Source organism: Nocardioides sp. LML1-1-1.1 (assembly GCF_040676175.1).
Taxonomy (GTDB): domain Bacteria; phylum Actinomycetota; class Actinomycetes; order Propionibacteriales; family Nocardioidaceae; genus Nocardioides.
Genome location: NZ_JBEGHK010000003.1, coordinates 718,402 through 733,868 on the forward strand (window position 1 = coordinate 718,402; position 15,467 = coordinate 733,868).

The following is a 15,467-nucleotide window of genomic DNA, read 5'->3' on the forward strand; positions in this document are numbered from 1 at the left end:
GTGTTTCACTTTCGTCCATGAGCCGCACTCTGCAGGCCCCGGTGACGGTGGCCTTCGACTACACGCGATCGACCGGGCCCGTCCTCGGTCGCTTCCTCTCCGGGCTCCGCGACGGCGTGGTCGTGGGAGGCCGTACCTCGGCCGGTCAGGTCGTCGTGCCGCCGCTCGAGTTCGACCCCGTCACCCACGAAGCGACGACCGACCTCGTCGAGGTCTCCTCGGTCGGCACGGTCAGCTCCTGGACCTGGGTCCCCGAGCCGGTGAAGGACCAGCCCTTCGACCGCCCGTTCGCCTTCGCGCTGGTCACCCTCGACGGCGCCGACGCGCCGTTCCTGCACGCCCTGGACGTCTCCTCGCCCGACGAGGTGCACACCGGGATGCGGGTGCGGGTGCGCTGGGCCGCGGAGCGGGTCGGCCACATCAACGACATCCTCTGCTTCGAGCCGCTCGCCCCGGGCGAGAGCGCCACCGTCGCGCCGGAGGCCGCGTCGGGCGAGCCCGTGAGCGGAGTCGTCACCAAGGTCTCCCTCGACTACGACTACGCCGCCTCGCCCGAGGAGTCGCTGTTCTACCGAGGTCTCAACGAGGGCCGGATCATGGGCCAGCGCTGCCCGGCGTGCCAGAAGGTCTACGTCCCGCCGCGCAGCGCCTGCCCCTCGGACGGCACCCCGACCGAGGAGGAGGTCGAGCTCTCCCAGACCGGGACCATCACGACGTTCTGCATCGTCAACGTGCCCTTCCTCGGCCAGAAGATCACCCCGCCGTACGTCTCCGCCTACGTCCTGCTCGACGGTGCCGACATCGCGGTGCTCCACCTCATCCTCGGCGTCCCCGCCGACGAGGTGCGGATGGGCATGCGGGTCAAGGCGGTCTGGAAGCCGGAGGAGGAGTGGAAGTACTCGCTGGAGAACATCGACCACTTCGCGCCCACCGGCGATCCGGACGCCGACTTCGAGACCTACCAGCACCACCTCTGAGAAGGGAGACACGGACAGATGCGTGACGTCGCCGTCGTCGGCTTCGCCCAGCGACAGATGCCCGAGTTCGACGGGTCGCCGACCTGCGTCGAGCTCCTCGTGCCGGTGTTCAAGGAGCTCTACGAGCAGACCGGCTGGACCCGCCGGGACGTCGGGTTCTGGTGCTCCGGGTCCTCCGACTACCTCGCCGGCCGTTCGTTCTCGTTCGTCCAGGCGGTCGACGCGATCGGCGTCATCCCGCCGGTCAACGAGTCGCACGTGGAGATGGACCTGGCCTGGGCGATGTACGAGGCGTGGATCAAGATCCAGACGGGCGAGGTCGACACCGCCCTCGTCTACGCCTTCGGCAAGAGCTCCGCCGGCGTGCTGCGCCGTACCCTCGCGCTGCAGCTCGAGCCGTACACGATGACCCCGCTGTGGCCCGACACCGTCTCCCTCGCCGGCCTCCAGGCCCGCGCAGGCATCGACGCCGGCGTCTGGGACGAGCGGGCGATGGCCGAGGTCGTCAACCGCTCGCTCACCGACGCCGAGAAGAACGACCACGCCATCCGCAAGGGCGGCTCGTCGGTGGAGGAGCTGCTGGCCCGGCCGATGTACGCCGACCCGCTGCGCAAGCACGACTGCTCCCCCGTGACCGACGGCGTCGCCGCGCTGGTCCTGGCCGCCGGCGACAAGGCCCGCGAGGTCCGCGACCGGCCGGCCTGGCTGACCGGCATCGCGCACAACATCGACCCGATGGGCATGGGCGTGCGCGACCTGACCCGCGCACCGTCGGCCCAGCGGGCCGGCGCGGCGCTCGACCTCGGCGGCGTCGAGGTCGCCGAGCTGCACGCGCCGTTCAGCCACCAGGAGCTCATCCTGCGCTCCGAGCTGGGCCTCGGCGCCGACGTGGCCATCAACCCCTCCGGGGGTGCGCTCGCCAGCAACCCGATGTTCTCGGGCGGCGGCATCCGCGTCGGCGAGGCCGCGTCGCGGATCTGGTCCGGCGAGGCCGACAAGACGCTCGCCCACGCCACCAGCGGGCCCGCCCTCCAGCAGAACCTCGTCTGCACCCTGGAAGCCTCTACCGAAGGAAGGCAGAACTGATGGGCAAGCAGCCTGCAGCGATCATCGGTGTCGGCCAGACGCACCACCGCGCCAAGCGCGAGGACGTCTCGATGGCGGGACTGTGCCGCGAGGCCATCGACCGCGCGCTGCTCGACGCGAAGCTGACGCTCGACGACATCGACGCGATCGTCGTCGGCAAGGCGCCCGACCTGTTCGAGGGCGTGATGATGCCCGAGCTGTTCCTCGCCGAGGCGCTGGGCGCGGCCGGCAAGCCGCTCCTGCGCGTCCACACGGCCGGCTCGGTCGGTGGCTCGACGGCGATCGTCGCCTCGTCCCTGGTCCAGGCCGGCGTCCACAAGCGCGTGCTCACGGTCGCCTACGAGAAGCAGTCCGAGTCCAACGCGATGTGGGCGCTCTCGGTGCCGCTGCCGTTCAACATGCCCGTCCACGCGGGGGCCGGCGGCTACTTCGCGCCGCACGTGCGCTCCTACATCCGGCGCTCGCAGGCCCCCACCCACATCGGTGCGATCGTGGCCGCCAAGGACCGCAACAACGCGCTGAAGAACCCCTACGCCCACCTGCACAACGAGGGCACCACCGTCGAGTCGGTGCTGGCCTCGCAGATGCTCTGGGACCCGATCCGGTACGACGAGACGTGCCCGTCGAGCGACGGCGCCTGCGCGCTCGTGATCGTGGACGAGGACTCCGCGAGGTCGTCGCCGAACCCCGCCTGGATCCACGGCACCGTGATGCGCTCGGAGGCCACCACGGCCGCCGAGCGCGACCAGGTCAACCCGCAGGCCGGGCGCGACGCGGCGGCCGCACTGTGGAAGCAGGCCGGCATCACCAGCCCGATCGACGAGATCGACGCCGCCGAGGTCTACGTGCCGTTCTCGTGGTTCGAGCCGATGTGGCTGGAGAACCTCGGCTTCGCGGCCGAGGGCGAGGGCTGGAAGCTGACCGAGGCCGGCGAGACCGCGATGACCGGGCGGATCCCGTTCAACGCCTCGGGCGGGGTGCTCTCGTCCAACCCGATCGGCGCCTCAGGCATGCTCCGCTTCGCCGAGGCCGCCCTGCAGGTGCGCGGCGCTGCCGGGGAGCACCAGGTCGACGGCGCACGCAAGGCCCTCGGCCACGCGTACGGCGGTGGGTCGCAGTTCTTCGCGATGTGGGTCGTCGGCGCGGACAAGCCGACGAGCTGAGGCTCCTCGTTTGGGACGGGCGGCGGCGGGTTAGGTTTCCGGAGTGAGCCTGCCGCCGTCGTACCCGCCTCCGCCGCCGGGCGCCTTCTCGAGCACCGAGCAGCGTCCGCCGAGCAACGGGCTCGCGATCGCCGCACTGGTGCTCGGCATCCTGACCCTGCCGCTGGCGATCGTGCCGCTCCTCAGCCTGCTCGCGCTGGTCACGGCGCTGATCGGCATCGGCCTCGGCCTCGGTGGGATCCGGCGGGGACGCCGGATCCGGCGCGGCACGGCGATGGCGGGCTGGGGACTCGGCCTGTCGGCCGTCGGCCTGGTGATCGCCGCGCTGATCACCTTCGTCTTCATCCGCTGGCTCGGCGACGCGCTGGACTGGGTGGACCCGCCGGAGCCGAGCGAGAAGGTCGGCCAGTGGTTCGAGACCGACGACGGCGACCTCCGGATCAAGGTCACGTCCGTCGAGTGTGGTGTGGCCGAGGGTGCCGACGTCGACAGGTGCACCTTCACCTTCGAGGCCAAGAACCAGTCGGACCGCACGATCTCGCTGGACTCGATCGAGGTCAAGGCCGTCGTCGACGGCAGGTGGGACGACCCGTGGCTCGAGGGAGACACCAGCCTGGAGCCCGGCGCGTCCGGCGTGATCACCGGTTCCACCGTCGTCAGCGACCCGGACTCGCTCGACGGCCTCGCCTTCGACGCCGACGACGCGTCGAGCCACAGCGCCGTCGTCGTGGACCCGGGGCTCGGTCAGTAGGCTGGACCTCGTGATCGAGCTCCGTACCCCGACCCAGATCGAGCAGATGCGCCCCGCCGGGCGCTTCGTCGCCTCCGTCATCAAGGCTCTCGGCGAGAAGGCCGCCGTCGGGGTCAACCTGCTCGAGCTCGACGAGCTGGCGCACCGGATGATCAAGGACGCCGGCGCCGAGTCCTGCTACATCGACTACCACCCCTCCTTCGGCGCCAGCCCGTTCGGCAAGGTGCTGTGCACCTCGGTCAACGACGCGGTGCTGCACGGCCTGCCCTTCGACTACGTCCTCCAGGACGGCGACCTGCTCTCCGTCGACTTCGCGGCCTCGCTCGACGGCTGGGTGTCGGACTCGGCGCTGTCCGTGGTCGTCGGCACGGCGCGCGAGGAGGACCTGCGGCTGATCGAGACGACCGAGCGGGCGCTCGCCGCCGGGATCGCCGCGGCCCGGGCGGGCAACCGGCTCGGCGACATCTCCGCCGCCATCGGCGACGTCGCGCACGCGGCCGGGCTGAAGGTCAACCTGCAGTTCGGCGGGCACGGCGTCGGCCGGACCATGCACGGCGAGCCCCACGTCGCCAACGACGGCCGCGCCGGCCGCGGCCTCAAGCTGCGCCCGGGCCTGGTCATCGCGATCGAGCCGTGGTTCCTGCACACCACCGACGACATCGTCTTCGACCCCGACGGCTGGACGATCCGCAGCGCCGACGGCTCCCGCGGGGCGCACGCCGAGCACACCGTCGCGATCACCGACGGCGACCCGCTCGTCCTCACCGCGCGGGACTGATCCCGCACCGGCCCGCAGAGCCTGAGCCGGGGCGGGGCGGGTACTCCCCCGCCATGGAGTCCCGCACGCTCGGCGTCGAGGAGGAGCTGCTGCTCGTCGACCCCGCGGACCGCACCGCCTCGCCGCGCGCCCAGCAGGTGCTCAAGTACGCGGCCGAGCACGACCTGCCGGACCGCGAGGACCTCGACCACGAGCTCTACCGGCACCAGCTGGAGACGCGCACACCTCCCGCCGAGACCCTCGCCGAGCTGCGCGAGCACCTCCTGCGCCGCCGGGCCCTGGCGGCGGAGGCCGCCGCGGGCGTCGGCCTCCGCACGGCAGCCTCGGCGACCAGCCCGCTCGGCGGGGCGGAGCCGCGGACCACCCGTGACGACCGCTACCTCGCCCTGGTCGACACCTACGGCGAGCTGGCCCGCACCGGCGGCACGTGCGGCATGCACGTGCACGTCCAGGTCGCCTCCGACGAGGAGGGCGTGCGCGTCCTCGACGCGCTGCGGCCCTGGTTGCCGGTGCTGCTGGCCATCAGCGCGAACTCCCCCTTCCACGCGGGTCGCGACACCGGCCACGCCTCCTGGCGGGCGCTGGCGTGGGGCCAGCTGCCCAGTGCCGGGCCGACCGAGCGGTTCGGGAGCGTCGCGGGCTACCACCGGGTGGGCCGCTCGCTCATCGAGTCCGGCGCCGCTCGCGACGAGGGGATGCTCTACTACGACGCCCGGCTGGCGCGGCGCTTCCCGACCGTCGAGGTCCGGATCGCCGACGTGTGCACCGATCCCGCCGACGCCGTCCTGGTCGCGGCGCTGGCCCGCGGCCTCGTGCACCACTGCGCCGGGCCGGACGCCGAGCCGCCCGGGTCGGCCGAGCTGTGGCGGGCCGAGCTGGTCCGCGCCGCCACGTGGCGCGCCGCCCGAGACGGCCTCGGCGGACGCCTGCTGGACCCGCTGAACGCGCGGCTGCGCCCCGCCCGCGAGGTCGTCGGCCTGCTGCTGGAGACCGTGCGCGAGCCGCTCGAGGCCTACGGCGACGACGGCGAGGTGCGCGAGGGGCTCGAGCGGGTGCTGGGCGAGGGAGGGTCGGTGCGCCAGCGGGCGGCGTACGAGCGCACCGGGCGGCTGGAGGACGTCGTCGACGACCTGGTCGCCCGGACCAACCTCAGCGCCGCCGCAGGGTGAGCACCAGCAGCACGAGCGCGGTCACCTGCGCTGCGGCGACGACGACCGTGAGCAGCCCCGTGTGCGAGGTGACCAACGCCCCGGCCACGGCTCCACCGACGACGGCGCCGAGGCCCTGCACGGCCGCGAAGACGCCGTAGCCCGTGGCCCGGCGGGCCGCCGGCACCACCGCGGCCACCTGGGCCTTGACCGTGGAGTCGAGCACCCCGGTCGCCACGCCCCACAGCGCGACACCGGCCAGCACCGGCGCCAGCGCGTCGGCGAAGGCGAGCGCGGGGACCCCCGCCACCAGGACCGGTACGACGAGCAGGACCCGCGCGCCGACCCGGTCGAACGCCCAGCCGGTCGCCAGCGCGGCCAGCGCCGCGGTCGCCATCGCGAGCGCGTAGACGACCGGTGCCGCGGCGAGCGGCACCAGGTCGTCCTCGACGAACCGGAACGAGATCACGCCGAAGGTCATCAGGCCCGCCGTCGCGAGCGCCGCCGCGGTGGAGAAGACGTGGAAGCGGGCCGGCAGGTCCACCCCGAGGACCGCCGCGATGCCCCGCCGCTCGGCGCCGTGGGGCGCGACCTCCTCGGGTGCGGTGATCCCCGGCGCACGACGGGCCACCTGGGCGAGCAGCACCAGCGAGATCGCGCCCGGGATCGCGAGCACCGCGAACCCGGGCCACAGCACGCCCGTCAGCGCGGTGACGCCGGCGACGGTGAGCGGACCGGCGAAGGCGCCCACCTGGTCGAGCGCCTTGTGCACGCCGAAGGCCCGGCCCAGGCTGCCGCCCGCGGCGACCCGCGCCAGCAGGGCGGACTTCGCCGGGCTGCGGATCGCCTTGCCGGCCCGCTCCAGCAGGATCAGGGCCGCGGCGAGCGCGACGCCCGCCGTACCGACCGCGGGCGCGAGGGCCAGCAACGGCACGCACACCGCGGTGAGGGCGTAGCCGAGGACCGTCAGCCGCCAGTGCCGGCCGCTGCGATCGGCCCATGGGCCGGTGCCGAGGCGGAGCAGGAGCGCCATCGCCTCACCGGCACCGGTCACGATCCCGACGACGAGCGCCGAGGCGCCGAGCGCACCGAGGAAGGGCCCCGAGATGGACCGCATGCCCTCGTAGACCATGTCGGCCGTGAGGCTGACGAGCCCGAAGGCCACCACGGTCCGCCACGGGCTCCAGGCCCGTGACGCGGTGGCGTCGCTCAGTGGCTGATGCCCCAGATGAAGCCGAACACGCCGGCGCCGACGCCGAGGATGATGATCGTCCACAGCGAGATCCACGCCAGGCTGTGCATCCCGTGCTGGTAGTGGTTCTCCGAGAAACCCTGGAACTGCTCGGTGTTGACGTCGCTCATGGCGCCCTCCTGTCGGCCTGCTTGCAGCACGAACGCTACTGCACCCGGCGCCCCGGCGAGCGCTGCGCTCAGCGGTCGGCGTGCTTGGCGACGACCGCGAAGGACGCGTCGAGGTCGACGTCCCACTCGACGCCCCGCGCGTCGCGCACCTCGGCCTCGTACGCCGTCCCGGGGTCGTCGCTCGGGTCCACGTCGAGCACGGTGCCGCTGCCGACCGCGGCCAGGGCGGCCCGCTCGGCGGCCGTGCGCTCCGCCGCGGTCAGCACCCGGTCGTCGGCGTCCGGCCGGTCACCACGGTCGCCACGGTCGTCGCGGTCGTCGCGGTCGTCGTCGCGGTCCTCGGCCACCGGCTTCAGGTCCTCGTCGAGGGTGACGTCGACCTCGCGGCCGTCGAGGCGGACCTCGACCTCGTAGGCCTCGCCGAGGTCGTCGCTCTTCTCGACGTCCACGGCCTCGCCGCCACCGACGGCCTTCGTCGCCGCGGCGGCCACCCGGTCCCGCTCGTCGCCCGAGACGTCGTCGGCCGAGGCCGCCCAGACGGTGCCGCCGACCGCGAGCACGGCGACGGTGGCCAGGGCGGGCAGGACGACGCGCTTGCGGCGGAGAATGTTGGTGTTCATGGGAGTTTCCTCTCGATCGGGGCTGATGACCTCAGCCTGCCGAGGAGTCGCTGAAGGCTCCCTGAAGCTTCCTGAAGGCACGTTCAGCCGGCTCGGCCGGTCAGGCGGGCAGGCGCACGACGAAGCGGGCACCCCCGAACGTCCCGTCCTCCACCGCGACGGCCCCGCCGTGGCCGGTCACCACCTCACGCACGATCGCCAGCCCGAGACCGCTCCCGCCGGCGTCACGCGCGCGGGCCTCGTCGAGCCGCACGAAGCGCTCGAACACGCGCTCCCGGTCCGCCGGCGCGATGCCCGGCCCGTCGTCCTCGACGCTGAGCACGACGCCTCCGGGGTGCTGGACCACCGCGACCGCGAGCCGGCTGCGGGCGTGCCGGGCGGCGTTGTCGACGAGGTTGCGCACCACCTGGCCGAGCGCCACCGGGTCGCCGAGGAGCCGGGCGGCGGCGACCGCGGTCGTGTCGACGTCGAGACCGGCGCGGGCGACGCGTCGTACGGCGCCGAGGGCGAGGTCGTCGAGGTCGACCTCGGTGCGCGGGGCGCGCGCCCGTCCCTCGCCGGCGCGGGTGAGCACGAGGAGCTGCTCGACGAGCGCCTGCACCCGGACCGCCTCCTCCAGCACGGTCTCGGCGAGCTCGCCGTCCGGCAGCGCCGCCGGGTGCGCCTGGGCGACCTCCGCGACCTGGCGGATGCTGGCCAGCGGCGAGCGCAGCTCGTGCGAGGCGTCGGCGACGAACTGCTCCTGCCGGTCACGGGAGTCCTGCAACCGGGCGAGCATGGCGTTCATGGTGCGCGCGAGCCGGCCGACCTCGTCCCGGGTGGCGGGCTCGGACACCCGCCGCTCCAGGCGGGCGCCGGTGATCTCCTCGACCTCGCGGCGGATCCGTTCGACGGGACGCAGCGCGCGGCCGACGACGAGCCAGGTGGTCCCCGCGACGACCAGCAGCAGCGCGGGCAGGCCGAGCAGCAGCGGCGCGGCCAGCGCGGCCGTGGTCTCGTCGACGTCCTCCAGGGAGACCGCGACCGCGACGACGTGACCGTCGTCGGAGTCCTCGGTGACGACGACGTAGGAGTGGTCCGCGCCGGGCAGGTCCACCGTGCCGTCCTCGGTCAGCGGGCCCTGGAGCGAGGCCGACGCGGCGAGCACCTCACCGTCCGGCCGGGTCACCTGCCACACGACGTCCTCGGGCTCGTCGTCCGCCTCGTCGTCCACGACCGGCACCTGGCCCGCGTCGACCTGCGCGACGAGCGCGTCGGCGCGGTGCTCGGCGGTGGTCTCCGCGCCGTCGCGCAGCGAGCCACGGACCGCGAGCACCAGGGCCGCGGCGCCGGCGAGCAGGGCCACCGCGACGACGAGGACGGCGGCGAGGGTGGTCCGCACCCGGATCGAGGTACGCCGCACGTCAGCCTCCGTCGCTCGCGAGCCGGTAGCCCGCGCCGCGGACGGTCTCGATCGCCGCGCGGTCGTAGGGCCTGTCCACCTTGTTGCGCAGGTGGCGCACGTAGACCTCCACGATGTTGGGGTCGCCCTCGAAGTCGCCGTCCCAGACGGCGTCGAGGATCTGCCGCTTGGAGACGACGTCGCCCCGGTGCCGGGCGAGGAAGGCCAGCACCGAGAACTCCCGGGCGGTCAGCGGGATCTCGTCCTCGCCGCGTCGTACCCGGTGGGCGGCGGTGTCGATGACCAGGTCGCCGAGCTCCAGGGCGGTCGGCCGCTCCCGCTCGCCGCGGCGCGCGACGGCGCGCAGCCGCGCGACGAGCACGGGGAAGGAGAACGGCTTGGTGAGGTAGTCGTCGGCGCCGGTGTCGAGGCCCTCGACCTGGTCCCACTCGCCGTCCTTGGCGGTCAGCATCAGGATCGGGGTCCAGATCTCCTCCGCGCGCAGCGTCGCGCAGACCTGGTAGCCGTTGATCCCGGGGAGCATGAGGTCGAGCACGATCGCGGCGTACGCGTTCTCCCGGGCCAGCCACAGCCCGTCGGTGCCGTCGTGGGCGACGTCGACCGCGAAGCCCTCCGCCTCCAGCCCGAGCTTCAGCGAGCGCGCCAGGCGGCGCTCGTCATCGACGACCAGGACACGCATGGGACCTCCGGGAGAGCAGATCAGGGCGGCCCCATTGTCGCGGAGCCGCCCTGAACCTGCGCTGAAGGATCAGGCGTACTTGACCTGCATCTCCTTGATCGCGTTGAGCCAGCCCGAGCGGAGGCGACGCGGCTTGCCGACCAGCTCGATGTCCGGCGCCAGGTCGGCGATCGCGTTGAAGATCAGGTTGATCTGCAGACGGGCGAGGTTGGCGCCCAGGCAGTAGTGCGCGCCGTGGCCGCCGAACGCGACGTGCGGGTTGTTCTCACGCAGGATGTTGAACGAGAACGGGTCCTCGAAGACCGTCTCGTCGAAGTTGGCCGAGGCGTAGAACATCGCGACCCGGTCGCCCTTCTTGATCGCCTGGCCCGCGAGCTCGGTGTCCTGCTTGGCGGTGCGCTGGAAGACGGTGACCGGCGTCGCCCAGCGGACGATCTCGTCGACGGCCGTCTCCGGGCGCTCCTTCTTCCACAGCTCCCACTGGTCGGGGTGCTCGAAGAAGGCATGCATGCCGTGGCTGGTGGCGTTGCGCGTGGTCTCGTTGCCCGCGACGGTCAGCAGGATCACGAAGAAGCCGAACTCGTCGTTCGTCAGGGCGCCGTGGTCGTCGTCGGCGCCGACGCTGATCAGCTTGGTGACGATGTCGTCCTGCGGGTTGGCCCGACGCTCGTTGGCGAGGTTGTCGAAGTAGACGAGGATCTCCATCGAGGCGACCGCGGGGTCGGCGCCGATGTCCGGGTCGTCGTAGCCCATCATCTGGTTGGACCACTCGAAGAGCTTCTTGCGGTCCTCCTGCGGCACGCCGAGGAAGTCGGCGATCGCCTGCAGCGGGAGCTCGGCGGCGATGTCCTCGACGAAGTCACCAGAACCCTTGGCGACGGCGCCGGCGACGATCTCGCGGGCGCGCTCCTCCAGGACCGTCTTGAGGGCGGCGATCACGCGCGGGGTGAAGCCGCGGGAGACGATGCCGCGCATCTGCGTGTGGTCCGGCGGGTCGTGGTGGATCAGCATCGCGCGCTGGACCTCGACCTGGTCGCGGGTCATGTCAGGCGCGAAGCGGATGATGACGCCGTTCTCCATGGCGGACCAGTTCTCGTTGTCCTTGGAGACCTGGCGGACCTCGGCGTGCCGGGTCAGCGCCCAGTAGCCCGTGTCGAGGAAGCCGGCGCGCGCCTCGGGGACCTGCTCGATCCAGCGGATCGGCTCGTTGGTCCGCAGCGCACGGAACTCGTCGTGCGGCAGCGCCACTTCGTTGATGTCGGGATCGGTGGGATCCCATCCCTCGGGGATGAGGAGCTCGGTCACGCGACGAACCTTTCGCTGCAGGGGGCCTCGGGGTGGAACACGTTCTAGGGTCACCGTACAAAGCATCGCGCGATTACGAAAGGGTTTCATTCAGCGTTTCTCGACGAACGAGAACACGTTCTAGTTCAGTGCTATCGTTCGGCCATGGGCAACCCTGTGATCGTCGAGGCCGTCCGCACTCCCCTGGGCAAGCGCAAGGGCTGGCTGGCCGGGCTCCACCCGGCGCAGACGCTCGGCTTCGTGCAGGCCGAGGTGCTGCGCCGCGCCGGTGTCGACCCGGCCCTCGTCGAGCAGGTCGTCGGCGGCATCGTCAGCCAGGCGGGCGAGCAGTCCAACGACGCCGTACGCCGCGCCTGGCTCTACGCCGGGCTCCCGCAGGCCACCGCCGGCACCGCCCTCGACGCCCAGTGCGGCTCCGGCCAGCAGGCCACCCACCTCGTCAACGACATGGTCGCTGCCGGCACCATCGACGTCGGCATCGCCTGCGGCGTGGAGATGATGTCCCGCATCCCGCTCGGCGCCAACGTCCCGCCGGGCCTGGGCGACCCGCGCCCCGCCGACTGGTCGATCGACATGCCCAACCAGTTCGAGGCCGCCGACCGGATCGCCCGCAACCGCGGCCTGACCCGCGCCGACCTGGAGGCGCTCGGCCTGGCCTCGCAGGAGAAGGCGGCCGTCGCCGTGTCCGAGGGACGGTTCAAGCGCGAGATCGCCCCGATCACCGCCCCGGTGCTCGCCGAGTCCGGCGAGCCCACGGGCCAGACCCGCGTCGTCGACGCCGACCAGGGCCTCCGCGCGACCACCGCCGCCGGCCTCGCCGGCCTGAAGCCCGTGTTGGAGGACGGCCTGCACACCGCCGGCACCTCCTCGCAGATCTCCGACGGCGCCGCCGCGCTGCTGATCATGGACGAGTCGCGTGCCCGCGCCCTCGGCCTGACCCCGCGCGCCCGGATCGTCTCCCAGTGCCTCGTCGGCTCCGACCCCTACTACCACCTCGACGGCCCCATCGACGCCACCCAGCGCATCCTCGACCGCACCGGCATGGCGATCGGCGACATCGACATCTTCGAGGTCAACGAGGCCTTCGCGTCCGTCGTACTGTCCTGGGCGGGGGTGCACGGCGTCGACCTGGACAAGGTCAACGTCAACGGCGGCGCCATCGCCCTGGGCCACCCCGTCGGCGCCACCGGCGTCCGCCTGATCACCACCGCCCTGCACGAGCTGGAGCGCCGCGACGCCTCCACCGCCCTGGTCTCCATGTGCGCCGGTGGTGCGATGGCCACGGGGACGCTCATCGAGCGGATCTGACGGGGGCACTGTCCGGTTTCACCACCTAGGTGGTGAAACCGGATCCGAGCACACCGAATTTGATGTGCCCGGACACGGTTTCGTGCGCTCAGTACGACGTCACATCACCCACTGCTGACCGTTGTCCACAGGCAAGCTCCGCGGCGCAGCACGAGCGCGCGAAATCAGGCAGGGTCGCGCGCATGATCATGTGGTTGGCAGCCGACACCGGCGTGCTCCTGCGCCGAGAGGTGCTCGCTGCTGGTGGCGACGACGCCGCCCTGCTCGGCGCCGTCCGTCGTGGAGCGCTGGTCCGCCTTCGTCAGGGGGCCTACGCACTCACCGAGACCTGGGAGCAGGCGGATCGCGCAGCACGCCACCGCCTCCTCAGCACTGCCGTACGACGGCAGCTCGGCAGCGGCGTGGCACTGTCACATCAGAGCGCTCACCTCGAGCTCGGTGGCCCCGCGTGGGGCATCGACCTGACCGCCGCGCACGTGACCCATCTGGACGGCGTCGGCGGAAGACGAGCGGCCATGGTCGTGCACCACCACGGACTGGTCCTCGCCGGCGACGTCACCCGCGACGAGACGGGCTGGCTCACATCACCGACTCGGACCGCGCTCGACACCGCGAGCCTGGCCCGGCGCGGACCCGCCGTCGTCGTGCTCGACTGGTACCTGCAGCAGGGCCTGACGACCGAGCTCCAGCTGGACGACGCATTCCGGCGTATGCGGCACTGGCCCCGCACGCTGCACCTCCAGGTTGCTCTGCGGCTGGCCGACGGCAAGGCCGAGTCCGTTGCAGAGACGCGGGCCCGGCTGCTCTTCATGGACGAACGACTCCCCGCGCCTCTCGCGCAGTACGAGGTCTTCGAACCGAACGGTCAGCTGGCAGGACGCGTCGACTTCGCGTGGCCCGAGCAGGGCACCATGCTCGAGGTCGATGGAGCGGTGAAGTACCACCGGTTTCGACGGAGTGGGGGAGACCATCGAGCAAGCGGTGATGCGCGAGAAGGCGCGCGAGGACAGGCTCCGAGAGCTGACGGGCTGGACGATGGTCCGCCTCACGTGGCGCGACCTCGACCGCCCTGGGGCCACGGCAGAACGCATCCGGCGGGCGCTACGTCGCGCCGTTTGAGTTCCCCACCGCAACTGAACGCACGAAACCTCGTCCGGGCACACGGAATTCCGTATGCCCGGACCTGGTTTCACCACCTAGGTGGTGAAACCAAGGACCGGTTCACGCCCCGTACACGGCCTCCGGAGAAGGCGCCTGCGCCAACAGGTCCCGCAGCGCCGGACCGACCTTCTCGGCCTCCCAGCGCCCACCCGCGTCGCGGGACGGGCCGTGCGCCCAGCCGTTCTCCACGGTGACGACCGAGCCGTCGACCTCGATCACCCGGCCGGTCACGTCGCCGGCCTCCTCCGAGGCGAGCCAGGCGACGATCGGCGAGTTGTCCTCGGGCAGGGCCATGGCGGAGGTGTCGAAGGCGCCCTCGGTCATCCGGGTCTTGGCGACCGGCGCGATCGCGTTGACGGTCACCCCGACCCGGCCGAGCTCGGCGGCGGCGACGAGGGTCATCGTCGCGATCCCGCCCTTGGCGGCGGAGTAGACGACCTGGCCGATGGAGCCCTGGAGGCCGGCGCCGGAGGTCGTGTTGATGACCCGCGCGACGCGCTGGCGACCGGCCTTCGACTCCGCCCGCCAGTACGACGCGGCGTGCCGCAGCGGCGCGAAGTGGCCCTTGAGGTGCACCCGCATCACCGCGTCGAACTCCTCCTCGCTGGCGTTGACGAGCATCCGGTCGCGGACGAAGCCGGCGTTGTTGACGAGGACGTCCAGCCCCCCGAAGGTGTCGATCGCCTGCTGGACCATCGCGGCGGCCTGGTCGAAGTCGGCGACGTCGGCGCCGTTGACGACGGCCTCACCGCCCATGGCCTCGATCTCGGCGACCACCTCGTGTGCGGGCGAGTCCGTCTTCTCGCCGTTGTTGGAGACGCCGAAGTCGTTGACGACGACCTTCGCGCCGTGGCGCGCCAGCTCCAACGCGTGCGCGCGGCCGATCCCGCGGCCGGCTCCGGTGACGATCGCGACGCGACCTTCCAACAACCTGCTCACTGCTGCTCCTTCTGTGCTTCCTGCTGGGCGATGTGGAGGAAGACCGGCTGCTCGCCGCCGCCGTGGCAGGCGACCCGCGCCCCCGAGACGTACGACGCCAGGTCGCTCGCCAGGAAGGCGACGACCTGCCCGATCTCGGCGACGTCGGCCATCCGGCCGGCCGGGATGGTGGCCTCGATCGCGGCGACGGTCGCGTCGCCGCCGTAGTGGTCGGCGGTGTCGGCGGTGCGCACCAGCCCGACGTCGACCGCGTTGACGCGCACCCGCGGCCCCCACTCCTGGGCCAGCGAGGTGGTCAGCGAGTCGACCCCCGCCTTCGCGGCGCCGTACGCCGCCGTGCCCGGCGAGGGCCGCACGGCCGAGACCGAGGAGATGTTGACGATCGCCCCGCCACCCGGCTGCTCCTGCATCACCGCGTTCGCGGCCTGGGCGACCAAGAGCGAGGACATCAGGTTGAGCCCGACGATCTTGTCGTGGAAGCGCGGCGAGGCGTCGGCCGCCAACGCGTAGGGCGCTCCCCCGGCGTTGTTGACGACGACGTCCAGCCGGCCGTGCTCGGCCACGATCCACGCGACCAGCTCCGCGACGGACGCGGCGTCGCGCACGTCGCACAGCCGGTGCGTCGCTCCGGCGGGCGGCTCGGCCTCGGAGCGGCCGCAGGTCACCACGGTCGCGCCCGCGGCGAGCAGCACCTCGGTGATGCCGCGGCCGATGCCGCGCGCCCCGCCGGTCACCAGCGCGACGCGCCCGCCCAGGTCCAGTGCGAGTGCCATGTCCAGCACCCTACC

General features: G+C 72.6%; 17 protein-coding genes. 7 read left to right on the top strand and 10 right to left on the bottom strand.

Annotated features, from left to right (window positions below):
• The first annotated feature begins 17 nt into the window (after window positions 1-17).
• From MRBLML1_RS14695 to MRBLML1_RS14720, 6 genes are read left to right on the top strand one after another with little or no spacing between them, the layout of a single operon-like run.
• Window positions 18-977, top strand: coding sequence for a Zn-ribbon domain-containing OB-fold protein (locus tag MRBLML1_RS14695; RefSeq protein ID WP_364517133.1), 960 nt, complete (start codon window positions 18-20; stop codon window positions 975-977).
• 18 nt (window positions 978-995) lie between these two features.
• Window positions 996-2,063 (top strand): thiolase domain-containing protein, encoded by a 1,068-nt coding sequence (locus MRBLML1_RS14700; RefSeq protein ID WP_364517135.1) that lies wholly within the window; start codon window positions 996-998, stop codon window positions 2,061-2,063.
• Window positions 2,063-3,226 (top strand): thiolase domain-containing protein, encoded by a 1,164-nt coding sequence (locus MRBLML1_RS14705; protein WP_364517137.1) that lies wholly within the window; start codon window positions 2,063-2,065, stop codon window positions 3,224-3,226. Before MRBLML1_RS14700 ends, MRBLML1_RS14705 begins: the two co-directional genes overlap by 1 nt.
• A 43-nt stretch (window positions 3,227-3,269) precedes the next feature.
• Window positions 3,270-3,977 carry a hypothetical protein gene (locus MRBLML1_RS14710; protein WP_364517139.1) on the top strand — a complete coding sequence of 236 codons (708 nt, stop codon included), beginning with the start codon at window positions 3,270-3,272 and terminating at the stop codon, window positions 3,975-3,977.
• Window positions 3,978-3,987: 10 nt separating this feature from the next.
• Window positions 3,988-4,755 carry a type I methionyl aminopeptidase gene (gene map, locus MRBLML1_RS14715; protein WP_364517141.1) on the top strand — a complete coding sequence of 256 codons (768 nt, stop codon included), beginning with the start codon at window positions 3,988-3,990 and terminating at the stop codon, window positions 4,753-4,755.
• 53 nt (window positions 4,756-4,808) lie between these two features.
• Window positions 4,809-5,924 (top strand): carboxylate-amine ligase, encoded by a 1,116-nt coding sequence (locus MRBLML1_RS14720; protein WP_364517143.1) that lies wholly within the window; start codon window positions 4,809-4,811, stop codon window positions 5,922-5,924.
• On the opposite strand, the gene MRBLML1_RS14725 is transcribed toward MRBLML1_RS14720, so the two are convergent.
• The 6 genes from MRBLML1_RS14725 to MRBLML1_RS14750 form a co-directional block, all read right to left on the bottom strand.
• On the bottom strand, window positions 5,905-7,068 hold the full coding sequence (locus MRBLML1_RS14725; RefSeq protein ID WP_364517145.1) for an MFS transporter: 1,164 nt from the start codon (window positions 7,066-7,068) through the stop codon (window positions 5,905-5,907). The genes MRBLML1_RS14720 and MRBLML1_RS14725 overlap by 20 nt on opposite strands.
• A gap of 44 nt (window positions 7,069-7,112) precedes the next feature.
• Entirely contained in the window at window positions 7,113-7,265 is a 153-nt protein-coding gene (locus MRBLML1_RS14730; protein WP_364517147.1) for a hypothetical protein, read from the bottom strand.
• A gap of 68 nt (window positions 7,266-7,333) precedes the next feature.
• The gene (locus MRBLML1_RS14735; RefSeq protein ID WP_364517149.1) at window positions 7,334-7,885 is read right to left on the bottom strand and encodes a hypothetical protein; all 552 of its coding nucleotides are present in this window, start codon (window positions 7,883-7,885) and stop codon (window positions 7,334-7,336) included.
• A 100-nt stretch (window positions 7,886-7,985) separates the two neighbouring features.
• Window positions 7,986-9,287: a sensor histidine kinase gene (locus MRBLML1_RS14740; RefSeq protein WP_364517151.1), complete on the bottom strand. Its 1,302-nt coding sequence runs from the start codon at window positions 9,285-9,287 to the stop codon at window positions 7,986-7,988.
• A 1-nt stretch (window position 9,288) separates the two neighbouring features.
• A complete protein-coding gene (locus tag MRBLML1_RS14745; protein ID WP_364517153.1) occupies window positions 9,289-9,966 on the bottom strand; it encodes a response regulator transcription factor in 678 nt (225 codons plus the stop codon).
• A 69-nt stretch (window positions 9,967-10,035) separates the two neighbouring features.
• Complete coding sequence (locus tag MRBLML1_RS14750) at window positions 10,036-11,271, bottom strand: cytochrome P450 (protein WP_364517155.1); 1,236 nt, start codon at window positions 11,269-11,271, stop codon at window positions 10,036-10,038.
• Window positions 11,272-11,415: 144 nt separating this feature from the next.
• On the opposite strand from MRBLML1_RS14750, the gene MRBLML1_RS14755 reads away from it, so the two are divergent.
• Window positions 11,416-12,579 (top strand): steroid 3-ketoacyl-CoA thiolase, encoded by a 1,164-nt coding sequence (locus tag MRBLML1_RS14755; protein ID WP_364517157.1) that lies wholly within the window; start codon window positions 11,416-11,418, stop codon window positions 12,577-12,579.
• Between the two features lie 410 nt (window positions 12,580-12,989).
• On the opposite strand, the gene MRBLML1_RS14760 is transcribed toward MRBLML1_RS14755, so the two are convergent.
• The 4 genes from MRBLML1_RS14760 to MRBLML1_RS14775 all read right to left on the bottom strand — a co-directional run bounded on the left by MRBLML1_RS14760 (window position 12,990) and on the right by MRBLML1_RS14775 (window position 15,452).
• Window positions 12,990-13,112, bottom strand: a complete 123-nt coding sequence (locus MRBLML1_RS14760) for a hypothetical protein (protein ID WP_364517159.1) — start codon at window positions 13,110-13,112, stop codon at window positions 12,990-12,992.
• A 51-nt stretch (window positions 13,113-13,163) separates the two neighbouring features.
• Window positions 13,164-13,628, bottom strand: a complete 465-nt coding sequence (locus tag MRBLML1_RS14765) for a hypothetical protein (protein WP_364517161.1) — start codon at window positions 13,626-13,628, stop codon at window positions 13,164-13,166.
• A gap of 172 nt (window positions 13,629-13,800) precedes the next feature.
• The gene (locus MRBLML1_RS14770) at window positions 13,801-14,679 is read right to left on the bottom strand and encodes an SDR family oxidoreductase (protein ID WP_364517163.1); all 879 of its coding nucleotides are present in this window, start codon (window positions 14,677-14,679) and stop codon (window positions 13,801-13,803) included.
• Window positions 14,676-15,452: an SDR family oxidoreductase gene (locus MRBLML1_RS14775; RefSeq protein WP_364517165.1), complete on the bottom strand. Its 777-nt coding sequence runs from the start codon at window positions 15,450-15,452 to the stop codon at window positions 14,676-14,678. The genes MRBLML1_RS14770 and MRBLML1_RS14775 overlap by 4 nt, the downstream gene beginning before the upstream one ends.
• Window positions 15,453-15,467: the final 15 nt, after the last annotated feature.

What these genes read in the sequence shown, in the direction of transcription:
- MRBLML1_RS14730 (WP_364517147.1), bottom strand. Translation starts at nt 7,265, where the DNA reads ATGAGCGACGTCAACACCGAGCAGTTCCAGGGTTTCTCGGAGAACCAC.
- MRBLML1_RS14745 (WP_364517153.1), bottom strand. Translation starts at nt 9,966, where the DNA reads ATGCGTGTCCTGGTCGTCGATGACGAGCGCCGCCTGGCGCGCTCGCTG.
- MRBLML1_RS14755 (WP_364517157.1), top strand. Translation starts at nt 11,416, where the DNA reads ATGGGCAACCCTGTGATCGTCGAGGCCGTCCGCACTCCCCTGGGCAAG.
- MRBLML1_RS14705 (WP_364517137.1), top strand. Translation starts at nt 2,063, where the DNA reads ATGGGCAAGCAGCCTGCAGCGATCATCGGTGTCGGCCAGACGCACCAC.
- MRBLML1_RS14735 (WP_364517149.1), bottom strand. Translation starts at nt 7,885, where the DNA reads ATGAACACCAACATTCTCCGCCGCAAGCGCGTCGTCCTGCCCGCCCTG.
- MRBLML1_RS14695 (WP_364517133.1), top strand. Translation starts at nt 18, where the DNA reads ATGAGCCGCACTCTGCAGGCCCCGGTGACGGTGGCCTTCGACTACACG.
- MRBLML1_RS14775 (WP_364517165.1), bottom strand. Translation starts at nt 15,452, where the DNA reads ATGGCACTCGCACTGGACCTGGGCGGGCGCGTCGCGCTGGTGACCGGC.
- MRBLML1_RS14700 (WP_364517135.1), top strand. Translation starts at nt 996, where the DNA reads ATGCGTGACGTCGCCGTCGTCGGCTTCGCCCAGCGACAGATGCCCGAG.
- MRBLML1_RS14720 (WP_364517143.1), top strand. Translation starts at nt 4,809, where the DNA reads ATGGAGTCCCGCACGCTCGGCGTCGAGGAGGAGCTGCTGCTCGTCGAC.